This window comes from Bacillus sp. VT 712, from assembly GCF_001614195.1.
GTDB lineage: Bacteria > Bacillota > Bacilli > Bacillales > Bacillaceae_H > Priestia > Priestia flexa.
The window spans coordinates 1-21573 of the sequence record NZ_LWBK01000003.1; the positions used below are offsets into that span (position 1 = coordinate 1).

Annotated in this window: 16 protein-coding genes, 1 other RNA gene, 1 pseudogene and 1 other annotated feature; of the genes and pseudogenes, 15 read left to right on the forward strand and 3 right to left on the reverse strand. The window is 39.5% G+C overall.

All coding sequences use genetic code 11. The features are described from left to right. Window positions 1-928 (reverse strand): annotated as a pseudogene (locus A2U94_RS20515) (IS1182 family transposase); the annotation flags it as partial. Between the two features lie 225 nt (window positions 929-1153). Between A2U94_RS20515 and A2U94_RS01645 the strand changes: the two are divergent. The 5 genes from A2U94_RS01645 (at window position 1154) to dtd (ending at window position 8138) form a co-directional block, all read left to right on the forward strand. Further along, window positions 1154-2047, forward strand: a complete 894-nt coding sequence (locus A2U94_RS01645; protein WP_025911738.1) for a cation diffusion facilitator family transporter — start codon at window positions 1154-1156, stop codon at window positions 2045-2047. 71 nt (window positions 2048-2118) lie between these two features. Then, complete coding sequence (recJ, locus tag A2U94_RS01650) at window positions 2119-4461, forward strand: single-stranded-DNA-specific exonuclease RecJ (protein ID WP_025911737.1); 2343 nt, start codon at window positions 2119-2121, stop codon at window positions 4459-4461. 15 nt (window positions 4462-4476) lie between these two features. After that, window positions 4477-4989: an adenine phosphoribosyltransferase gene (locus tag A2U94_RS01655; RefSeq protein WP_025911735.1), complete on the forward strand. Its 513-nt coding sequence runs from the start codon at window positions 4477-4479 to the stop codon at window positions 4987-4989. 487 nt (window positions 4990-5476) lie between these two features. After that, window positions 5477-7675 (forward strand): RelA/SpoT family protein, encoded by a 2199-nt coding sequence (locus A2U94_RS01660; protein ID WP_025911733.1) that lies wholly within the window; start codon window positions 5477-5479, stop codon window positions 7673-7675. 16 nt (window positions 7676-7691) lie between these two features. Then, a complete protein-coding gene (gene dtd / locus A2U94_RS01665; protein WP_025911732.1) occupies window positions 7692-8138 on the forward strand; it encodes a D-aminoacyl-tRNA deacylase in 447 nt (148 codons plus the stop codon). 47 nt (window positions 8139-8185) lie between these two features. On the opposite strand, the gene A2U94_RS01670 is transcribed toward dtd, so the two are convergent. Next, window positions 8186-9139 carry an N-acetylmuramoyl-L-alanine amidase family protein gene (locus A2U94_RS01670; protein WP_082636388.1) on the reverse strand — a complete coding sequence of 318 codons (954 nt, stop codon included), beginning with the start codon at window positions 9137-9139 and terminating at the stop codon, window positions 8186-8188. Between the two features lie 81 nt (window positions 9140-9220). On the opposite strand from A2U94_RS01670, the gene A2U94_RS01675 reads away from it, so the two are divergent. From A2U94_RS01675 to A2U94_RS01695, 5 genes are all read left to right on the forward strand, one after another. Next, entirely contained in the window at window positions 9221-9397 is a 177-nt protein-coding gene (locus A2U94_RS01675) for a hypothetical protein (protein ID WP_035321387.1), read from the forward strand. Window positions 9398-9527: 130 nt separating this feature from the next. Next, window positions 9528-9760: a binding site (T-box leader), on the forward strand. Window positions 9761-9827: 67 nt separating this feature from the next. Then, the gene (gene hisS / locus A2U94_RS01680) at window positions 9828-11096 is read left to right on the forward strand and encodes a histidine--tRNA ligase (RefSeq protein ID WP_061784990.1); all 1269 of its coding nucleotides are present in this window, start codon (window positions 9828-9830) and stop codon (window positions 11094-11096) included. A gap of 12 nt (window positions 11097-11108) precedes the next feature. Continuing rightward, a complete protein-coding gene (gene aspS, locus A2U94_RS01685) occupies window positions 11109-12887 on the forward strand; it encodes an aspartate--tRNA ligase (protein ID WP_025911729.1) in 1779 nt (592 codons plus the stop codon). Between the two features lie 46 nt (window positions 12888-12933). Further along, window positions 12934-13113, forward strand: a non-coding RNA gene (gene ssrS / locus A2U94_RS01690) — 6S RNA. A gap of 205 nt (window positions 13114-13318) precedes the next feature. Next, window positions 13319-14086, forward strand: a complete 768-nt coding sequence (locus A2U94_RS01695; protein ID WP_025911728.1) for a tRNA threonylcarbamoyladenosine dehydratase — start codon at window positions 13319-13321, stop codon at window positions 14084-14086. A gap of 81 nt (window positions 14087-14167) precedes the next feature. Here the strand turns inward: A2U94_RS01695 and A2U94_RS01700 are convergent, their stop codons facing one another. After that, window positions 14168-15433 (reverse strand): replication-associated recombination protein A, encoded by a 1266-nt coding sequence (locus A2U94_RS01700; RefSeq protein WP_062686954.1) that lies wholly within the window; start codon window positions 15431-15433, stop codon window positions 14168-14170. Between the two features lie 201 nt (window positions 15434-15634). Between A2U94_RS01700 and cymR the strand changes: the two genes are divergently transcribed. The 5 genes from cymR to recD2 all read left to right on the forward strand — a co-directional run bounded on the left by cymR (window position 15635) and on the right by recD2 (window position 21524). Then, complete coding sequence (cymR, locus tag A2U94_RS01705) at window positions 15635-16051, forward strand: cysteine metabolism transcriptional regulator CymR (protein ID WP_025911725.1); 417 nt, start codon at window positions 15635-15637, stop codon at window positions 16049-16051. A 26-nt stretch (window positions 16052-16077) separates the two neighbouring features. Next, entirely contained in the window at window positions 16078-17220 is a 1143-nt protein-coding gene (locus A2U94_RS01710; RefSeq protein WP_025911724.1) for a cysteine desulfurase family protein, read from the forward strand. Between the two features lie 28 nt (window positions 17221-17248). Then, a complete protein-coding gene (mnmA, locus tag A2U94_RS01715; protein WP_025911723.1) occupies window positions 17249-18361 on the forward strand; it encodes a tRNA 2-thiouridine(34) synthase MnmA in 1113 nt (370 codons plus the stop codon). 111 nt (window positions 18362-18472) lie between these two features. Continuing rightward, window positions 18473-19132 carry a tetratricopeptide repeat protein gene (locus A2U94_RS01720; protein WP_025911721.1) on the forward strand — a complete coding sequence of 220 codons (660 nt, stop codon included), beginning with the start codon at window positions 18473-18475 and terminating at the stop codon, window positions 19130-19132. A gap of 28 nt (window positions 19133-19160) precedes the next feature. Beyond that, a complete protein-coding gene (gene recD2 / locus A2U94_RS01725) occupies window positions 19161-21524 on the forward strand; it encodes an SF1B family DNA helicase RecD2 (protein WP_062686953.1) in 2364 nt (787 codons plus the stop codon). Window positions 21525-21573: the final 49 nt, after the last annotated feature.

A 21573-nucleotide genomic window follows, 5' to 3' on the forward strand; every position in this document is an offset into this window, starting at 1 on the left:
ACGTCTTTGTTTGACGATCCAAAACGCCGATAGCCCATCACCATAAAAATCCCTTTTTCAGAAAGGCGTTTACAAATATGGCTTGTAAAATACCCGGCATCTAATGCAACAGCTTCAACAGAAAAGCGAAACTTTTTTATTTGTATGTCAAGGCGGTCAAGATAAGGAACAGAGTCAGCCACATTGCCAGCTGTAATACAGGTGTCTGTAATAATATTATGTTTGACATCCACCGTTCGATGATCTAAATAATGAAAGCCATCTGGCTTTCCATCTCTCATCATAAAACCACTATCGGGATCCGTTGTACTGATGCGGGTTTGTTTTTGTAAGGCAACGCCTTCCTTTCGAGGACTTAGTTCTTTTTTCCGTTTTCAAGACGATCTTCGTTGACGGCTGCTTCTAACTCTTCCATATACGCTTGTCGGCGGGACTTCTTTGGTTGTTTTTCATATTTATGTTTATTCGCATTCGCTTTGATATGAGTCGAGTCTGTCATTAAAGCACGTCCACCAACCATGCGATGTTCTATCGCCTGGCGAACAATTTCATCAAAAATGTCTTCAAAAATCGTCGTATCTAAAAAGCGTGTTCGGCGATTAAAACTAATCGTCGAATGGTGAGGAACGGCATCCGTTAACGATAAGCCTAAGAACCATCGATACGCCACATTCGTTTGAATTTCTTTGGCAAGTTGACGTTCGGAACGAACGCCATAAAAGTAGCCAATAAACATCATTTTGAATAGCGTAATGGGATGAATGGAAGGACGTCCATTGTCTTCACAATAATAAGGAAGAAGCTTTTCTTCAATAAAGCTAAAATCAATTGTCGCTTCAATTGTACGCAAAAAGTGATTGGCAGGAACTAAATCTTCTACAGAAACCATCACTTGTTCATCTCGATGATTTTTAAGTGCACCCATCATGTTTCATCAACTCCAGTCTTTTTTTATCAGTGTTACCACTGATAAAAAAAGACAGACATAAAAAAGCTGTTGAGAACAAAGTTTCTCAACAGCCTGAAAAAGTGCACGGATTATTCCGTGCACTTTTTCTGTGTCTGCCCTTTCAATTCACATCATAAGCTTAGTAGTACAAGAGAATTTTGGGTACGCTAATGAATAATGCCTTTCTAGAAAGGGTGTGAAAAAATGGACAATGAACAGCGGTTTAAAGAAGCACAAACTGCTGCGATGGTAGGGATGGTTGGTAATATTGTCTTGGCTATCATGAAATCGATTGTAGGCGTCATGGCAAACAGTCGAGCACTCATAGCGGACGCCGCCAATTCTGTTTCAGATGTTGCAGGCTCACTTGTGGTTTTTATTGGTGTGAAAATTGCAAAGCAGCCACCTGATGAAGATCATCCTTATGGACATGGAAAAGCTGAATCAATCGCTGCTATTATCGTAGCCGTTCTTTTAGCCATTGTAGGAATTGAAATTTTAACTTCTTCTTTCCAAGCATTTTTTAATCGGATAGAGCCTCCTAAAATTTTTGCTGTCTATGCTCTAGTTGCGGCTATCATTATTAAAGAAGGATTGTACCGCTACACATACCGTATTGGAAAGAAAATAAAAAGTGACGCTGTTATGATTAATGCTCATGATCATCGAGTGGACGTGTTCTCTTCTTTTGCAGCGCTTGTAGGTATTGGAGCTTCTCTTATTGGCGATGAAATTGGGATAGAGTGGTTAGTGTATGCGGATCCTCTCGCAGGATTAATTGTTTCTGTACTTGTGTTAAAAACAGCTTGGACACTAGGAGCAGAGGCTTTTCACAATACGTTGGATCATGTTCTTCATGAGGAAGATATCGCACATTTAAAAGAGATCGTGTTAGGCGTTGAAGGTGTTGAACGAATTGACACGCTTCATGCAAGAGAGCATGGTTACTATGTTATTGTTGATTTGCGTATTTCAGTCGATCCGTTTATCACGGTGAAAAAGGGCCATCAAATTGGAAAAGTAGTAAAAGAGAAGTTACTGGAAGAACCGAATATTCAAGGTGTATTTGTTCATATTAACCCATATTCAGAAAGTTAAGATTAAGCTCACTCATTGCCCGTTTGGGTTGCCTTTAGTATAATTATGTGGGTTAAGGGGTGAGATGAGATATGCTACAGTCAAAGAAGCGTTGGAATGTAAAACATATAGATGATCCACTTGTTGATGAATTTGCAAAGAAACTCAATATTACACCTCTTGTTGCTTCACTGCTTATTAATCGAGGAATTCAAACAGTAGAAGAAGCCTCACAGTTTTTACATATTGAGGATGAATCTTTTCATGACCCATTTCTTTTAGAAGGTATGGAAGAAACGGTTGCGCGCATTCGTCAAGCGATTGAAAACAATGAACGTATTATGATATATGGGGATTATGATGCTGACGGTGTAAGCAGTACGTCCGTTATGCTTTCTGTTTTAGGTCAACTCGGAGCGCAAGTTGATTTTTATATACCCAATCGTTTTACAGAAGGCTACGGCCCAAACGAACAGGCATTTAGACAGATTGGTGATGAAGGATATGGATTAGTTATTACAGTAGATACTGGAATTTCCGCTGTTAAAGAGGCAAAGCTAGCAGCTGAGATAGGGTTTGATTTAATCATTACAGACCACCATGAACCAGGTCCAGAAATTCCGGAAGCCTATGCGATTATCCATCCTAAACTTCCAGGTGGAGGCTATCCATTCAAAGAGCTAGCTGGAGTTGGAGTAGCGTTTAAATTAGCTCACGCTTTGCTCGGTGAAGCTCCTGAACATTTATTGGAGCTAGCTGTCATTGGTACAATTGCTGATTTGGTGCCGCTAGTAGGAGAAAATCGACTAATAGCGAAAAAGGGCTTACGCTATTTAAAAAGTTCAACTCGACCTGGAGTTGAAGCGCTATTAAAAGTGTGCAGTGTGAAGAAAGAAGACATTACGGAAGACACAATTGGTTTTGCCCTTGCTCCAAGAATTAATGCTGTAGGTCGTCTTCAAGATGCGAACCCGGCAGTCGATTTACTTATGTCTGCTCATTATGAAGAAGCAATCGAGTTAGCAAAAGAAATTGATGCTTTAAATAAAGAGCGCCAACAGATTGTAAATGAAATTACGCAAGAAGCAATCGATACTGTAGAAAGCCTATATCCGCCTAGTGAAAATGCAGTCTTAATTATTGAAGGTGAAGGGTGGAACGCAGGAGTTGTTGGAATCGTAGCTTCTCGGTTGGTTGAAAAGTTCTATCGTCCAACTATTGTGTTAAGTCTGGATCACGAAACCGGCTTAGCAAAAGGATCGGCAAGAAGCATTGCTGGATTTGATTTATTTGCAAACTTATCAAAGAGTCGTGATATTTTACCGCATTTCGGGGGCCACCCGATGGCTGCAGGGATGACGCTTGAAGCGAAGAATGTTGAGCTACTGCGCCAGCGTTTAAATGAACAAGCGCGAGAAGTGCTAACTGAACAAGACTTCATTCCGATTACCTCGATTGATACGATATGCAAAGTTGAGGATATTACAATCGCTGGTATTGAAGAGCTCCAAACACTCGCTCCTTTTGGCATGCATAACCCCAAGCCGAAGGTGCTTGTTGAGCGTGTTACGCCAACATCAATGCGTAAAATCGGCAGTGATAAAAACCATTTAAAGCTTGTTGTAGAAGATAATGGGCTATCAATTGACGTCGTAGGGTTTGGTTTAGGACATGTATTAGATGAAGTCTCTCCGTTAGCCAAAGTATCGTTAGTCGGTGAGCTTTCAATTAACGAATGGAATAATATACGCAAGCCACAGCTCATGATTGAAGATGTAGCAGTGAGTGAATGGCAGCTTTTTGATTATCGTAATTCATTTGATATGAAGAGATTCTTTCAAGAAATTTTCACGAAAGAAATGGATATCGTGACGTTTAATCAACAAACCGTTCAAAAGCATGCAGCGATTTTGCCGATGGATCAAGTCGTTGAGATTTCGACAGATGAACAAGCTAGTCTATATAATTCAGCTGATAAACAAATGATTCTTTTAGATTTACCAGATTCAAAAGAGAGGTTAAATCTCTTATTTGCTGAAGGAAAGCCGGCTCGAATTTATGCGATGTTCGTAACGGAAAATGATAGTTATTTTGATACGATTCCGACTCGTGAACATTTTAAGTGGTTTTATGGACTGCTGGCTAAAAGAAGCCCGTTTGATTTAAAACACTATAAAGAAGAGATTGCCATTCATAAAGGCTGGACAAAAGATACAATTGATTTTATCTGCCAGGTGTTTTTCGAACTAGAATTTGTTACAATAAACAATGGTCTAATTTCGCTAGTGAAAAATAGTCCTAAACGTGATTTAATAGAGTCTGTGACTTATCGCAAGAAACAGCAACAAATTGAAATGGAAAAAAACTTTATTTATAGTTCATATGCACAGTTAAAAAGTGAGTTTGAGAAGCTTCTTGCAAGTGCGGATGAATGAGGAGGCAACATTAGAATGAATTTTAAAGATTATATTACAATTGTACCTGACTGGCCAAAACCAGGTATTAAGTTTAAAGATATCTCAACATTAATGGATAATGGTGAAGCGTATCGTGCAGCGACAGATGAAATCATGAAGTATGCAAAAGATAAAGAAATTGATATCATCGTTGGGCCTGAAGCACGTGGGTTTATCGTTGGTTGTCCAGTTGCGTATGCGCTAGGTGTAGGCTTTGCACCAGTTCGTAAAGAAGGTAAATTACCTCGTGAGGTAATTAAAGTTGATTATGGCTTAGAATATGGAAAAGACGTATTAACAATCCATAAAGATGCAATTAAGCCAGGGCAACGCGTATTAATTACAGACGACTTATTAGCAACAGGTGGAACAATTGAAGCAACAATTAAACTAGTTGAAGAACTAGGCGGAGTAGTTGCTGGCATTGCGTTCCTTATTGAGTTATCATACTTAGATGGACGCGAAAAGCTAGAAGGATACGACGTATTTACATTAATGACGTACTAATGAACGGATTTATAATCAAACAGAGAAGAGACTGAGACATAAGTAGTTCTGCCTCTACTGTACCTGAACGATTGAGAGTTTCTCACTTTTAATCGTTCAGGTTTTTTGTTGATTGTGAAAACAATGTTGGAAACAGGGTGGAATGGAGCGTTGGACACTCGACTCCTGCGGGAAAGAGAGGGAAACCTGAGATCCCGCAGCGCAGCGAGGAAGCTCAGGTTCCTCCCCGCGGAAAGCGAGTGGCCGTAGCGCAATGGAACGAACGTGTTCAGACAAACCAAAGAGATTGGAACAGCTATTGTTCGTCTCTTAGAAGCAATCATTTTGTTATGTCCCAAACTCTTTTTTGTTTAATACGAAGAAAGCAAAAGATTGAAATGTGACTTTATTTGATAAATTATTACCAAAGGCTTTACATCTCTATTAATTTTCATGATAATAGTTACAATATGAATTAATAAAAATGCTAGTTGATAAAGGTGATTTCATGGCAAATGAGCAAGTCCTAACAGCAGAACAGGTCATTGATAATTCGAGACGGTATTTGGATGAAGAGGATGTTGCGTTTGTTCAAGCAGCATATGATTTTGCAAAAGAAGCACATAAAGAGCAATATCGTAAATCAGGAGAACCGTATATCATTCATCCTATACAGGTTGCAGGGATTTTAGTTGATCTTGACATGGATCCAGCCACAATTGCAGCTGGATTCTTACACGATGTCGTTGAAGATACAGAGATAACGCTAAAAGATTTAGAGAAAGCTTTCAACTCAGAAGTTTCAATGTTAGTAGACGGTGTTACAAAACTTGGGAAAATTAAATATAAATCAAAAGAAGAGCAGCAGGCAGAAAACCATCGCAAAATGTTTGTTGCAATGGCACAAGATATTCGCGTTATTTTAATTAAGTTAGCCGACCGTTTGCATAATATGCGTACATTAAAGCATTTACCACAAGAGAAACAGCGCCGCATTTCAAACGAAACGCTGGAGATTTTTGCACCGCTTGCTCATCGCTTGGGGATTTCAAAGATTAAGTGGGAGCTTGAAGACACAGCTCTGCGCTATTTAAATCCGCAGCAGTATTATCGAATTGTAAACTTGATGAAGAAAAAGCGAGCAGAGCGCGAACAGTACTTAGAAGAAGTTATTGATGAAGTACGCGAGAACGTTGATGATGTGTCGATTAAAGTTGAGATTTCAGGTAGACCAAAGCATATCTATTCAATCTATCGCAAAATGGCCCTTCAAAATAAGCAGTTTAATGAAATCTATGATTTGCTTGCAGTGCGTATTATTGTAGACAGCATTAAAGATTGCTATGCGGTACTTGGTATTATCCACACCTGTTGGAAACCAATGCCTGGCCGCTTTAAAGATTATATTGCAATGCCAAAGCAAAATATGTATCAGTCTCTTCATACAACTGTTATTGGGCCAAAAGGCGATCCCTTGGAAGTTCAGATTCGTACTTTTGATATGCATCAAATTGCAGAGTATGGAATTGCTGCACATTGGGCTTATAAAGAAGGCAAGTCAACGGAACATGCATCTTTCGAAGAGAAGTTGACTTGGTTCCGCGAAATTTTAGAGTTCCAAAATGACGCTAATGATGCAGAAGAGTTCATGGAATCATTGAAAATTGACTTATTTTCGGACATGGTCTATATTTTTACGCCAAAAGGCGATGTGATTGAATTACCGTCTGGTTCAGTTCCGATTGACTTTGCATATCGCATTCACTCAGAAATTGGGAATAAAACAATCGGTGCGAAAGTCAATGGAAAGATGGTCACGCTGGATTATCGTCTAAAAACGGGAGATATCATTGAAATTTTAACATCTAAGCATTCCTATGGACCAAGTAAAGATTGGCTGAAGCTTGCTCAAACATCTCAGGCAAAAAACAAGATACGTCAGTTCTTTAAGAAGCAAAGCCGAGATGAAAATATTGAAAAAGGCAAAGAGCTTGTTGAAAAAGAAATTCGTCAAATGGAATTTGACGTAAAAGAAGTATTAACAACCGATAATATTAAACGAGTAGCCGAAAAGTTTAACTTCTCAAATGAAGATGATATGTATGCAGCAATTGGATATAACGGTTTAACTGCTGCTCAGGTTGCGAATCGTTTGACAGAGAAATGGCGAAAGCAGCGTGATCAAGAGCAGGAAGTGCAGGTAGATGATCTGGCTCGAGATACGGCAGCGAAGCGTGTACGTCAGCATAAGCGCAAAGACTCTGGTGTTATTGTACCAGGTGTTGAAAATATGCTTATTCGTTTATCGAAATGCTGTAATCCAGTTCCTGGTGATGAGATTGTAGGATTCATTACAAAGGGTCGGGGAGTATCTGTTCACCGCGCAGACTGTTTAAATGTCCATACGGAGGATTCGGAAAATCGTTTAATTCCAGTTGAGTGGGAAACGCATATTAAAGAAGGTAAAGAATTTAACGTCGAGATTGAGATATCTGGTTATGATCGTCGCGGCTTGTTAAACGAAGTGCTTCAAGCTGTCAATGAAACAAAAACCAATATTTCAGCCGTCTCTGGTCGATCGGATCGAAATAAAATGGCAACCATTAATATGTCAATCTCTATTCATAACATTAGTCATCTTCATAAAGTTGTTGAACGAATTAAGCAAATTCGTGATATCTATTCGGTTCGTCGTATTATGCATTAAGAAAGGTACGTGAAGAATGAAAGTTGTAGTGCAGCGTGCAAAAGAAGCAAATGTTACCGTTGAAGGTGAAGTCGTTGGTGAAATTAGCAAAGGCTTTATGCTCTTAGTAGGAGTTACGCATGAAGATGAAATGAAAGATGCGGATTACCTTGCAGATAAAATAGTCAACCTACGAGTGTTTGAAGATGAAACAGGAAAAATGAATCACTCATTGCTCGATATTGAAGGTGAAATTCTATCTGTTTCGCAGTTTACGTTGTATGGTGATTGTCGAAAAGGAAGACGCCCAAATTTTATGGGAGCGGCAAAGCCAGACAAAGCGCTTACGCTGTATAATTATTTTAACGAGCAGCTAGAAAAAAAGGGAGTTCGTGTTCAAACCGGCTCGTTTGGAGCAATGATGGACGTTAGCTTCACCAATGATGGGCCTGTTACGTTAATTATTGAAAGCAAAGATAAATAAATGATTAAAAAAGCGTCTGTTGCATCATGTGCAAACAGGCGCTTTTTCTATTGTTGCTTGAAGTATTGCTGAATTCCTACGGCTACTTGGTGAGCGACTCTTCGCTGATACCCAACGGAATTAATGTAGGTTTCCTCACGCTTATTACTTAAAAAACCTAGCTCTAATAAAATGCTTGGGCGCTTATTTTCACGCAGCACGTAGTAGTCTCCAAAACGCACTCCTTTGTCCTTTAAGTCACTGTGATGGACAAGTGAAGCGTGGATAGAGCCAGCTAGAATAGAGTCTTGGTTATCATGGTAAAAGTACGTGATGAGTCCTGTTAAGTCAGGGTTAGCAACGCTGTTATAATGAATGCTAATATATAAATCAGCGCTGTTTGAAGCTAGAATACGATTGGACAGCTCTACATATGAATCGTCTGTTCTTGTTAATTTTACGGTGGCACCATCGTTTTGAAGCTCTTCTTGTACGAAACGAGCAGTTCGGAGCGTTAAGTCCTTTTCATACGTACCTTGTGTACCTATGGCCCCTTTATCTTTCCCACCGTGTCCGGGATCTAAAATGATGGTTTTCCCTTTTAAATAATCTGTAGGTGCGTTTTCGATAACAGGTGTAGATTTTAGCTCAATTTGCTGCTGTGGAGAGAGGTTGTTAAAGTCTAATAACGCTGTATGTGGTTTAGAAATCCAGCCTTCAAGGTCTTGAAATTGTACAAAAAGCCAATTTCCCTGCTGATCTATAACGCTAACCCGATCATTTTGCTTAAGTGTTGCTGAAATGGAAAAAGCTAAACCTGGTCCTGTTCGAACATGTAAGGTATCGGCTGTAACGATTCTAGGTGAAAAACTCGGAGATTCTGGCTCATCGAAGGAAGAGAGACAAACGAGTATGATAACAGACAACAAGAAATAAAGTTTAGATGAACGAAAAAAAGCGATACGTATCCCTCCTTTATCACAGACTAAGTAATTCGAGGTTGTGAAAAAAAATCCTTTCATTTATGAAAGATGTCGACTTTTTTGGCAATGCTATAAAGAGCATATTTAGTGTGAAAGCACTTAGAAAGAAGGGATACGTACATGAAATTTAGTGATAAAGGAGAGCATTCCTTTCAACAAAATCAGTCGCTTTTCGGCATGCAGTTCCACGACTTCGTAGATAAAGAAAAGGATGCTTCGTCAATTGAATTAGCGTCTGAATTTGGTTTGTCGCTTCGAGATGTGCAAAAGCTTAGGAAACAGCTAAACCGCTCATAATTCATTTCGTTTCCAACTTACCAATAATTTATGGCCGTGAAGTTCTTGACAACTGTTCATTTCATTCGTAATATAGTAAACAATTGCTATATTTTAACGAACGGCTATTACATAGCTTAATTTTATATGAATAGAACCTATGATGAAGAAAAGTAATTGAGATGACACATGGAGAGAGAAAAAATGCCTTGGGCTGAAAGCATTTTACATGATGACTCAATGAATGAACACTTCGGAGGTTTCGCTCTGAAAGCACGGTTAGTAGGAGCTGAACGGTTTCGTACGTTAACGAATGAGTGGAAGTGTACAGCATGTATGCTTCAATTAGGGTGGTACCACGTGATTTAAACTCTCGTCCCTACTAGTTGCTAGTAGAGATGAGAGTTTTTTTGTTATAGAAAATGAAGTTATAGGAGGCATATGACGCTTTATGTCAGTTCAAATACCAAGAGGAACTCAAGATATCTTACCAGGAAAAGTAGAATACTGGCAGTTTGTGGAGCAAAAAGCTCGTGAAATCTGTCGTGCATTTAACTACAAAGAAATTCGTACACCAATGTTTGAGCATACGGAGTTATTTCAGCGTGGTGTGGGAGAAACAACTGATATTGTTCAAAAAGAAATGTATACCTTCAAAGACCGAGGGGATAGAAGCTTAACGCTTCGTCCGGAAGGAACTGCTGCTGTTGGACGTTCTTACGTAACGCATAAAATGTTTGGAAATCCAAATCAACCAACGAAGCTTTTCTATATTGGTCCCATGTTCCGATATGAAAGACCGCAAGCAGGGCGCTTCCGCCAATTCGTTCAGTTTGGTGTTGAAGCTCTTGGAGTAAACGATCCAGCTATTGATGCAGAAGTGTTAGCGTTATTAATGAATTTTTACCAATCGCTAGGTTTAAAAAAGCTAAAGCTAGTTGTAAACAGCCTGGGAGATACGGAAAGTCGTCAAGCGCATCGCCAAGCGCTAATTGATCATTTCTCTCCGCGTATCGGTGAGTTTTGTAGCGATTGTCAAAATCGTTTGCACAAAAACCCACTTCGCATTTTAGATTGTAAGAAAGATCGTGACCATGAGCTTATGAACACAGCGCCGTCTATCTTAGAGTATTTAAATGACTATTCAAAAGAGTACTTCGAAAGCGTACAGCAATACTTAACAGATTTAGATATTGAGTATGTCGTTGACCCAACGTTAGTTCGCGGATTAGATTACTACAATCACACAGCGTTTGAGTTAATGAGTGAAGCAGATGGATTTGGTGCTATCACTACGCTATGTGGCGGAGGACGTTATAACGGACTTATTCAAGAAATTGGTGGACCTGAAACGCCAGGAATTGGGTTTGCTTTAAGTATTGAGCGCTTATTGTCAGCATTAGAAGCTGAAAACATTGAGCTTCCAGTTGAAAAAGGCATTGATTGCTATGTTGTAACACTTGGTGATGCAGCAAAAGCAAAATCAGTCGCGCTTGTTAATAAACTACGAAAAGCAGGATTTGTAGCAGAAAAAGATTATCAAGATAAAAAAGTAAAAGGTCAATTCAAATCAGCAGATCGTTTGGAAGCAAAATACGTAGTGGTCCTTGGTGATGATGAATTAGCTAAAGGCGTAGCCAACGTCAAAGATATGGCACTAGGCGAGCAAGAAGAAGTGAAGTTAGAAGAGCTAGTAGCTTACTTAGAGAACAAAGCTTAAGGAGGAACAGTCATGACAAAACGTTCATATTACTGTGGTGACGTAACGGAAACGGCCATTGGTGAAAAAGTATTGTTAAAAGGTTGGGTGCAAAAACGCCGTGATTTAGGAGGGTTAATCTTTATCGATTTACGTGATCGAGGAGGCTTAGTACAAGTCGTATTTAACCCTGAGGTATCACAAGAAGCGCTTGAAATTGCAGAAAACGTTCGTAACGAGTATGTATTACAAGTTGAGGGGAAAGTAGTCGGCAGACAAGAAGGAACGATTAACCCGAACTTAAAAACAGGTAAAATCGAAATTCACGCTGAGCGTATTACGGTATTAAATGAAGCAAAGACGCCTCCGTTTGCTCTTAATGATCAAACGGATGTATCAGAAGATGTTCGTTTAAAATATCGTTATTTAGATCTTCGTCGTCCAGAAATGTTTTCAACGTTAAAGATGAGAAGTGACGTTACAAAAACAATTCGTAATTTCTTAGATGATAACGACTTCTTAGATGTAGAAACACCAATTCTAACAAAAAGTACGCCAGAAGGTGCTCGTGATTATCTTGTACCAAGCCGCGTGCACCCAGGTGAATTTTACGCGCTTCCGCAGTCGCCACAAATCTTTAAACAGCTGTTAATGGTAAGCGGCGTAGAGCGCTACTATCAGATTGCGCGATGCTTCCGTGATGAAGATTTACGTGCTGATCGTCAACCTGAATTTACGCAAGTCGATATTGAAACTTCTTTCTTAACGCAAGAAGAAATCATGACATTGACAGAAGAAATGATGTCAAAAGTGATGAAAAATGTAAAAGGATTAGATATTCAAACACCTTTTCCACGCATTTCTTATGATGAAGCAATGAGTCGCTTTGGTTCTGATAAGCCAGATACGCGCTTTGCTATGGAGCTTGTCGATTTATCTGAGCTTGTAAAAGATTGCGGGTTTAAAGTGTTCAGTGCCGCGGTAGAAAGCGGTGGGCAAGTTAAAGCAATTAACGTTAAAGGAGCTGCGGGGAATTATTCTCGTAAAGATATCGATGCGTTAACAGATTTTGTGAAGATTTACGGTGCGAAAGGTCTTGCATGGCTAAAAGTTGAAGCTGAAGGACTGAAAGGACCAATTAGTAAATTCTTTAACGAAGAAGAACAAGCGCAGTTTATGAGCACGCTACAGGTTGAAGAAGGCGATTTATTATTATTTGTTGCAGATAAAAAATCAGTAGTGGCAGATGCATTAGGTGCGCTCCGATTAAAGCTGGCTAAAGAGCTTGGCCTAATTGATGAGTCACTATTTAACTTCCTGTGGGTAACAGATTGGCCACTTCTTGAGCATGATGAAGAAGAAGGTCGTTACTATGCAGCTCACCATCCGTTTACAATGCCGGTTCGTGAAGACTTACCGCAGTTAGAAACGAATCCAGGTGCCGTTCGCGCTCAAGCGTATGATCTTGTTCTAAACGGCTATGAGCTTGGTGGTGGATCACTGCGTATTTATGAGCGTGACATTCAAGAACAAATGTTTAAAACGCTTGGCTTTACGCTTGAAGAAGCGCATGAACAATTTGGTTTCTTACTTGAAGCATTTGAATACGGTACACCTCCTCACGGTGGAATTGCATTAGGACTTGATCGTCTTGTTATGCTGCTTGCTGGACGTACGAACCTTCGTGATACGATTGCATTCCCGAAAACAGCAAGTGCAAGCTGTCTACTAACAAACGCACCGGGTGAAGTAAGCGAAGCTCAGCTTGAGGAACTAAATCTAGATATTCGAAAAGCAAAAACAGAAGCATAATATTGCAAAACAAAATCTTCTGTGATAAGATACTTTCAAGAACAATAGAGTCCTGATATGTTCGTCTTTACAACAGTTTTGACCGAACAATTTGTTGCTTGGGAACTCGGAGTTTTTATACAGCGTACATGCCTTCTCTAAGGACTTACAGTGTGTAAAACAGAGTACCCACCTGCCGAGAGCGGGTTCAAAACGAAAGCATTAAGACGGCATTATTGGGACTAGCCTACATAAAAACCTTCTCTGTCGTATAGAGAAGGTTTTTTTATGAGTTTTAATACGTAAACCGATAGACATGCTTGCTTTTGAAGAAAAGTGTGTTATAGTCTAATTCGTATAAAATCATTATGCAAGCATTTGCGATGATAGAAAAACTTGAAAAGTATACACTACTGAAAAGTGTTGAAATAGAAAGGCGGAGTGTTGAAACAATGTTGCATCAATTTTCACGTAATGAACTAGCGATTGGGAAAGATGGCTTAGCAACTTTAAAAGGGAGTACAGTAGCTATTTTAGGAATTGGAGGCGTTGGTTCGTTTTCGGCAGAGGCGCTTGCTCGTTCAGGTGTTGGACGATTAATTTTGGTTGATAAAGACGATGTGGATATCACAAACGTAAATCGTCAAATTCATGCTTTATTATCAACAGTAGGTAAACCTAAGGCAGATTTAATGCGCGATCGAATTCTTGATATTAATCCTGAGTGTGAAGTCATCTCGTTAAAAATGTTTTATACAGAAGAAACATATGAGCAGTTTTTTAGCTATGAACCTGATTTTGTGGTTGATGCTTCTGATACTATTTCGTATAAAATTCATTTAATGAAAGAGTGTTTAAAGCGAAATATCCCGATAATCTCAAGCATGGGCGCTGCTAATAAAATGGATCCAACGCGCTTTAAAATTGCTGATATTTCAAAAACTCATACGGACCCAATTGCGAAAGTCGTGCGTACGCGACTTCGTAAAGAAGGAGTTCGCAAAGGAATTAACGTTGTCTTTTCTGATGAAAGACCAATCGTCATTCGTGAAGAAATCCGTAAAGAAGTAGGAAACGATGCAGCGGAAATTCGCAAAGCCAAAATGCCACCATCATCAAATGCATTTGTTCCCTCTGTTGCAGGTTTAATCATGGCTGGACACGTCATTAATGAACTGCTAGCAGACGTAACAATTAAGCGTGTTGGCGACGATAAGTAATAAAAAGCCCCAGTAGGCAGTGCCTTAAAAAATAAAGTTTACCTTTATCTTTTTTAAGGAACTGCCTCTTTGGGGCTTTTTTCATGGAGATAAATTTTTATAAACCTGTGCCAATGCTTGTTCGAATTTTCCTGTTCTCTTTGGCTCATAATAGCGTTTATTCTTTATTTTATCAGGAAGGTATTGCTGTTTAACCCAGCCGTTTTCAAAGTCGTGAGGGTATTGATAATTCTGTGCTCTCCCTAGCTTAGCTGCTCCTTTATAATGACCGTCTTTTAAATGGTTTGGGACGTCCCCGGATAAGCCTTTTTTTATATCAGCAATAGCAGCGTCAAGCGCTTTGTAAGCTGAGTTGGACTTTGGAGATAAACAAAGTTCAATAACAGCGTTGGCTAATGGTATACGAGCTTCTGGAAAGCCTAGCCTCTCAGCTGATTCAATGGCAGACAGTGTTCTTGCACCGGCTTGAGGGCTTGCTAGTCCAACATCTTCGTACGCAATGACTAAAAGTCGTCTGTTAATACTCACTAAATCACCAGCTTCAATCAGTCTCCCTAAATAATGAAGCGCAGCGTTTACGTCGCTTCCACGAATGGATTTTTGAAATGCTGAAAGTACGTCGTAATGAGCATCTCCATCTTTATCGTGTGAAAAATATTTTTGTTGCAAGCACTGCTCGGCAATGTCAAGCGTGATATGGATGACGCCTTCCTCATTTTCGTCCGTAGATAAAATAGCAAGCTCAAGGGCATTTAGCGCGGAACGAACATCACCGTTACAGCTTGTTGTAAAATGAAGCATTGCATCACGATCAACCTGAACATTTTGATTTCCATATCCGCGTTCTTTATCATGCAGTGCTCGGTTCAGCGCTTGTTCAATATCATCTGGCTCTAACGATTTTAGTTCAAAGATTTGACACCGGCTTCGAATTGCGGGGTTAATAACGTGATAAGGGTTGCTTGTTGTAGCACCAATTAACGTAATGAGTCCGTTTTCTAGATAAGGAAGTAAAAAGTCTTGTTTTCCTTTATCTAGTCGATGTACTTCGTCTAGTAATAAAATTACTTTCCCGGACATTTTTGCTTCCTCGGCGACAATTTCCATATCTTTTTTATTATTCACAACCGCATTTAGCTGTCGAAAAGCTGTTTTGGTTGTTTTAGCAATAGCTGTAGCAATAGATGTTTTCCCTACACCGGGCGGACCGTATAGAATCATTGAGCTTAGGTGGTTGGCTTTGACCATTCGATAAATCATTTTGTCTTTTCCAACAAGATGCTGCTGTCCAATAATTTCATTGATATCTTTAGGACGCATGCGAAATGCAAGCGGGTTATTATTCATGCAGTGACCTCCTTTTAGAATTAAATATATAGTTTGATTTTACTGTATCATATCTAAAAAAGTGTTGAAATTTCTCTCATAGGGATAGTATGATATAATGTCAACAGTATAACGTTTTTTAATGGACTATTTAAATTTGAAATAATGAATAATGAACGACCTATTATAAACACCTTATGGATATGAGAAGGAGTGGAGAAAATGAAAATCTCGACAAAAGGACGCTACGGTTTAACAATTATGATTGCACTGGCAAAACGCTTTGGTGAAGGTCCCATTTCATTAAAAACAATCGCTCAAAACCATGACCTATCGGAACATTATCTTGAGCAATTAATTTCGCCTCTTCGTAATGCAGGTCTTGTAAAAAGCGTCAGAGGTGCGTACGGTGGCTATATTTTAGCACATGAACCTACCAATATTACAGCAGGAGACATTATTTCGGTACTGGAAGGACCAATTAGTCCAGTAGAAGGATTGGAAGACGAAGAGCCAGCTAAAAGAGAGCTGTGGATTCGCATTCGTGATGCAGTTAAAGAAGTGTTAGATAGCACAACGCTTGAAGATTTAGCGAATCATTCAGGTGATGAAGAAGAATCATATATGTTTTATATTTAATTGGTTGAGTTAGGAGGAGTTTTTAGTTGGAGCGTATTTATGTAGACCATGCAGCAACGTCTCCTGTACACCCAGCAGTTGTTGAAAAAATGACGACGTTTATGCATGAGCATTTTGGGAATCCGTCAAGCATTCATCACTACGGACGAGAAAGTCGCAGATATTTGGATGAAGCGCGTCAAACAATTGCCAGCAGTATTGGAGCACGTGAAAATGACATTATCTTCACGAGCGGTGGAACGGAAGCAGACAACATGGCGCTGATTGGTGTTGCGCTTGCGAATAAACATCGTGGCAATCATATTATTACGACATCTATTGAGCATCATGCTGTGTTGCATACTTGTCAGTTTCTAGAAGAACAAGGTTTTGAAGTGACGTATCTACCGGTTGATGAAACTGGACGTGTGTCGGTTGAAGATATTAAGAGGTCCTTAACGGATAGAACGATTTTAGTTTCAGTTATGTACGGCAACAATGAGGTTGGCACAATCCAGCCAATTTCAGAAATTGGTGCTTTGTTAAAAGAATATGGTGCTTATTTCCATACGGATGCAGTGCAAGTTTATGGATTAATTTCATTAAATGTGCAACAATTAGGTGTCGATCTTCTCTCCGTTTCTTCTCATAAAGTTAACGGACCAAAAGGGATTGGCTTTTTATATGCTGCTCCACACGTTACGCTTTCGCCACTTTTATTTGGAGGAGAGCAAGAGAGAAAGCGCAGAGCAGGTACAGAGAACATGGCAAGCATTGTCGGATTTGAACAAGCTGTTCGCATTGCGCAAGAATCATTAAAAGAACGTGCAGCTCAATATAAGCAGTTTAAAGAACGAATGATACAGGTATTGGAAGAAGAGCAAGTATCGTTTGATATAAACGGAAATGTCGAGTATTCTTTACCACATATACTAAATCTTTCTTTCAAAGGTGTAAACGTTGAATCTATGCTTGTGAATTTGGATTTAGCAGGTATTGCTGCATCAAGCGGATCAGCTTGTACAGCAGGAGCTGTAGATCCGTCTCACGTACTTGTTGCCATGTTTGGCAAGGACTCTAACCGTATTACTTCATCAATTCGCTTCAGTTTTGGGTTGGGTAATACAATGGATCAAATAGAAGAATTAGCTCGTAAAACAGCAACAATCGTAAAGCGATTGGCAAAATAAAAGAACACGTTTATTGGAGGTGACTAAGTTGACGAAAGCACCAAAAGATACGCGTGTTGTTGTTGGAATGAGTGGAGGAGTAGACTCTTCAGTCGCTGCTCTGTTATTAAAACAACAAGGTTATGATGTAGTTGGAATCTTCATGAAAAACTGGGATGATACGGATGAAAATGGCGTATGTACAGCAACAGAAGATTACAATGACGTCATTCGCGTATGTAATCAAATCGGTATACCTTACTATGCAGTCAACTTTGAAAAACAATATTGGGATAAAGTATTTACGTATTTCCTTGATGAGTACAAAGCAGGGCGTACGCCAAATCCTGATGTTATGTGTAATAAAGAAATTAAATTTAAAGCATTTTTAGAACATGCGATGACGCTTGGTGCAGACTATTTAGCAACAGGGCACTACGCGCAAGTGGTGTATCGTGATGGCGAGTACAAAATGCTTCGAGGAGTAGACAATAATAAAGACCAAACGTATTTCTTAAACCAGCTTGGTCAAGAACAGCTATCAAAAGTTATGTTCCCACTTGGAGGAATTGAAAAATCCAAAGTGCGTGAGATTGCGAAAGAAGCGGGACTTGCGACAGCTACTAAGAAAGATAGCACAGGCATTTGTTTTATTGGAGAACGTAATTTTAAACAGTTTTTAAGTCAGTACCTTCCAGCTCAGCCTGGTCTTATGCAAACGTTAGATGGTGAAGTAAAAGGAAACCATGACGGCCTGATGTATTATACAATCGGCCAACGTCACGGACTTGGAATTGGTGGAAGCGGAGAACCTTGGTTTGCTGTTGGTAAAGATCTAGAGAAAAACGTTCTTTATGTCGACCAAGGATTTCATAATGAGCTGTTATACTCAACTTCTATTACGGCAACTAACGTTAGCTGGGTAAGCGATCGTGAATGGAACGAACCGCTTTCTTGCACAGCTAAATTCCGTTACCGCCAAGAAGATAATGAAGTAACAGTTGAGAAGCTAGATGAAAATACGGTTAAAGTTCTTTTTAAGAACCCAGTTCGTGCCGTAACGCCAGGACAAGCTGTCGTATTCTATAACGGTGAAGAGTGTCTAGGTGGAGCTACAATTGATAATGTATATAAAGATGAAGAGCAGCTTTGGTACGTATAATACGAATTCAAGGGCTTTTTAACAAAACCTCGGCTCTGTAGAGCGGGGGTTTTGTTATGATATACTACTAGTAATCGGATAAACTAATAAAAAACAACGGTGGAGTGAAAAATGACAGATAAAAATCAATTAGGTATTCAATATATGCAAGATGGAAAATTTGAAGAAGCAGCAAAAACATTTTCAGAAGCAATCGAAGAAAATCCCAAAGACCCGGTTGTATACGTGAACTTTGGTAACCTTTTAGCCGCGGTTAGCGAAACAGATCGTGCACTAAAATTTTATGAACGTGCCATTGAAATTGATGAGGAAACAGCAACGGCTTACTACGGTGCTGGCAACGTATATTTTAACCTTGAACAGTTAGAACAAGCGAAGCATTATTTTGATTTAGCTATTAAAAAGGGCTTAAATTCGTCAGATGTGCATTTTATGCTCGGTTTAACACTATTTCATTTAGAACAAATAACGTATGCTCTACCATATTTAAAACGAGCAGTAGAGCTTAATGAACACGATACAGAAGCAAGATTTCAGCTTGGACTTTGTTTAGCTCAGCTGGAAATGGTAGATGAAGCGGTAGAGGAGTTACTGCGCGTTGTCCAAGAAGACGAGGAGCATGCTGATGCTTACTACAATTTAGGAGTAGCTTATGCGATGAAAGATGATAAGGATAAGGCTATCTCAATGTTTGATCAAGCGCTACAAATCCAGCCAGATCATCATATGGCAGCAAATGGTAAAAACGTTCTTTCAATGATGGAACACTAAGAAGTGAATGTAAAAATGGGGGAATAGTATGAGTGAGGCAGTTCTAAACCCTTTACAACCCGATGAAGAAAAAACGTACATAAAAGGCACGGCAATTGTCACGGTCTTTCATAATGAAGAAAATTTGTATAACGTAACAAGAATTAGAATAAAAGAAACAAATGTATCCATGGACGATAAAGAAGCGATTGTTACGGGATATTTCCCCCGTTTGAACGAAGATGAACTTTACACTTTTATTGGAAACTTTAAAGAGCATCCGAAATTTGGCCTTCAGTTTCAAGTAGAGCAATTTAAAAAAGAGCTTCCCCAGTCAAAACAAGGGGTCATTCAGTACTTATCAAGTGATCTCTTTAACGGTATTGGTAAAAAAACCGCAGAAAATATTGTAGAAGCACTTGGTGAACGTGCAATTTATCGAATGCTACAAGACCCTGCGGTATTGAAAAAGGTGTCTAGGCTATCTGCTGATAAAGCAGAAAAGCTAATCGTTCAGCTGCGAGAGCACCAGGGGTTAGAAGAAGTAATGGTTAAGCTGACAGATTTGGGATTTGGTCCGCAGCTTTCCATGAAAATTTTCCAAGCTTATAAACAAGAGGCGCTAGAAGTGATTCAAACAAACCCCTATCAGCTTGTTGAAGATGTTCAAGGAATCGGCTTTAACCGAGCGGATGAATTAGGAAGGAAGCTAGGGTTAGCAACCAACCATCCTAACCGGCTTCGAGCTGGAATTTTATACGTTATCGAGCATGAATGCAATCAAATGGGACACGTCTACGTGAAAGCAGAGCAATTGTATCAGAAAACGGGAGAGCTGTTACAAAAAAGTCGTCAAGAACCGTTATCAGAAATGGATATTATACGAGAGATTGATGCACTAAAAGAAGAGAAAAAAATTATTATTGATGACGATAAAATGTACTTCCCACCGCTTTTTTATGCTGAAAAAGGAGTCGTTAAAGCGATTGGTAAGCTAATGGCTCAAACAGAGTATGAAGAGCAATTTCCTGAATCAGAATTTCTTCTAGCTCTAGGGGAGTTAGAAGAGCGTCTAGGCGTGCAGTATGCACCTTCGCAAAGAGAAGGAATTCAAAAAGCGCTTTTATCCCCAATGCTTTTGCTTACAGGAGGACCAGGTACCGGTAAAACAACAGTTATAAAGGGAATTGTTGAACTTTATGCAGAGCTTCATGGCTGTTCGCTAAATCCAGGGGATTATAAAAAAGACGAAGGATTTCCAGTGCTGCTTGTCGCTCCTACAGGTCGAGCTGCTAAACGGATGAGCGAGGCTACTGGACTGCCAGCGGTGACAATCCACAGACTTTTAAAGTGGAATGGACAAGAAGGGTTTGACCACAATGAAGAAAATCCAATCAATGGTAAGTTACTGATTGTGGACGAGGTCTCTATGGTAGATTTATGGCTTGCTCACCAGCTCTTTAAATCACTTCCAGCTAGCATCCAAGTAGTGCTTGTAGGTGATGAAGATCAATTACCTTCAGTTGGTCCTGGTCAGGTGTTGAAAGATTTATTACATTCTGAAGCTGTTCCTACCGTACGATTAACAGATGTATATCGCCAAGAAGAAGGCTCATCTATCATTGATTTGGCTCATGAAATTAAAAAAGGACGTCTTCCATCCGATTTGACTAATCAGCAAGGCGATCGTTCCTTTATTCGTTGTTACGGAGCGCAAATTACAGATGTTGTCAAACAAGTGTGCGGCAATGCTGTAAAAAAAGGCTATACGGCTAAAGATATTCAAGTGCTGGCTCCAATGTATAAAGGTCCAGCGGGGATTGATAAAATGAATGAAGTACTGCAAGAATTATTTAATCCAGCCTCTCAACAGCGGAGAGAGTTAAAGCACGGAGATGTAACATATCGTGTAGGCGATAAGGTACTTCAGCTTGTAAATCAACCTGATAGTAATGTTTTTAATGGAGATATGGGTGAGATTGTGTCTGTTTTTTTCGCAAAGGAAAACACGGAAAAGCAGGATATGCTTGTTATTTCATTCGAAGGAAATGAAGTAACCTATACGAAACAAGACTTTAATCAGATTACGCATGCGTACTGCTGCTCTATTCATAAATCACAAGGAAGCGAGTTTCCGATTGTGGTGTTGCCTATTGTGAAAAGTTATTATCGCATGCTCCGACGGAACCTGCTTTATACTGCCGTTACGCGGAGCAAGCAGTTCTTAATCTTATGTGGTGAAGAAGAAGCGTTTCAAATTGGCGTAAATCGTAACGAAGACAGCATTCGACAGACCAATCTACAAGCCCTTCTCAAAGAGCAATTAGTTGATGAGTTAGAAGATCCTGAGGTGCCATTTATGAAAGATGCAAATATTGGCATGGAAAACCTTACACCGTATGATTTTATGTAAGATATCGCAACCTACAAAAGAATTAAGCATTGCTTAATTCCCTCCTACT

Excerpts from the sequence above, each read along its gene's own strand:
- hisS (WP_061784990.1), top strand. The coding sequence starts at position 9,828 with ATGTCAGTTCAAATACCAAGAGGAACTCAAGATATCTTACCAGGAAAA.
- A2U94_RS01645 (WP_025911738.1), top strand. The coding sequence starts at position 1,154 with ATGGACAATGAACAGCGGTTTAAAGAAGCACAAACTGCTGCGATGGTA.
- A2U94_RS01670 (WP_082636388.1), bottom strand. The coding sequence starts at position 9,139 with ATGAAAGGATTTTTTTTCACAACCTCGAATTACTTAGTCTGTGATAAA.
- A2U94_RS01655 (WP_025911735.1), top strand. The coding sequence starts at position 4,477 with ATGAATTTTAAAGATTATATTACAATTGTACCTGACTGGCCAAAACCA.
- A2U94_RS01700 (WP_062686954.1), bottom strand. The coding sequence starts at position 15,433 with ATGAATAATAACCCGCTTGCATTTCGCATGCGTCCTAAAGATATCAAT.
- aspS (WP_025911729.1), top strand. The coding sequence starts at position 11,109 with ATGACAAAACGTTCATATTACTGTGGTGACGTAACGGAAACGGCCATT.
- A2U94_RS01695 (WP_025911728.1), top strand. The coding sequence starts at position 13,319 with ATGTTGCATCAATTTTCACGTAATGAACTAGCGATTGGGAAAGATGGC.
- A2U94_RS01720 (WP_025911721.1), top strand. The coding sequence starts at position 18,473 with ATGACAGATAAAAATCAATTAGGTATTCAATATATGCAAGATGGAAAA.
- A2U94_RS01660 (WP_025911733.1), top strand. The coding sequence starts at position 5,477 with ATGGCAAATGAGCAAGTCCTAACAGCAGAACAGGTCATTGATAATTCG.
- A2U94_RS01675 (WP_035321387.1), top strand. The coding sequence starts at position 9,221 with ATGAAATTTAGTGATAAAGGAGAGCATTCCTTTCAACAAAATCAGTCG.
- dtd (WP_025911732.1), top strand. The coding sequence starts at position 7,692 with ATGAAAGTTGTAGTGCAGCGTGCAAAAGAAGCAAATGTTACCGTTGAA.
- recJ (WP_025911737.1), top strand. The coding sequence starts at position 2,119 with ATGCTACAGTCAAAGAAGCGTTGGAATGTAAAACATATAGATGATCCA.
- recD2 (WP_062686953.1), top strand. The coding sequence starts at position 19,161 with ATGAGTGAGGCAGTTCTAAACCCTTTACAACCCGATGAAGAAAAAACG.
- cymR (WP_025911725.1), top strand. The coding sequence starts at position 15,635 with ATGAAAATCTCGACAAAAGGACGCTACGGTTTAACAATTATGATTGCA.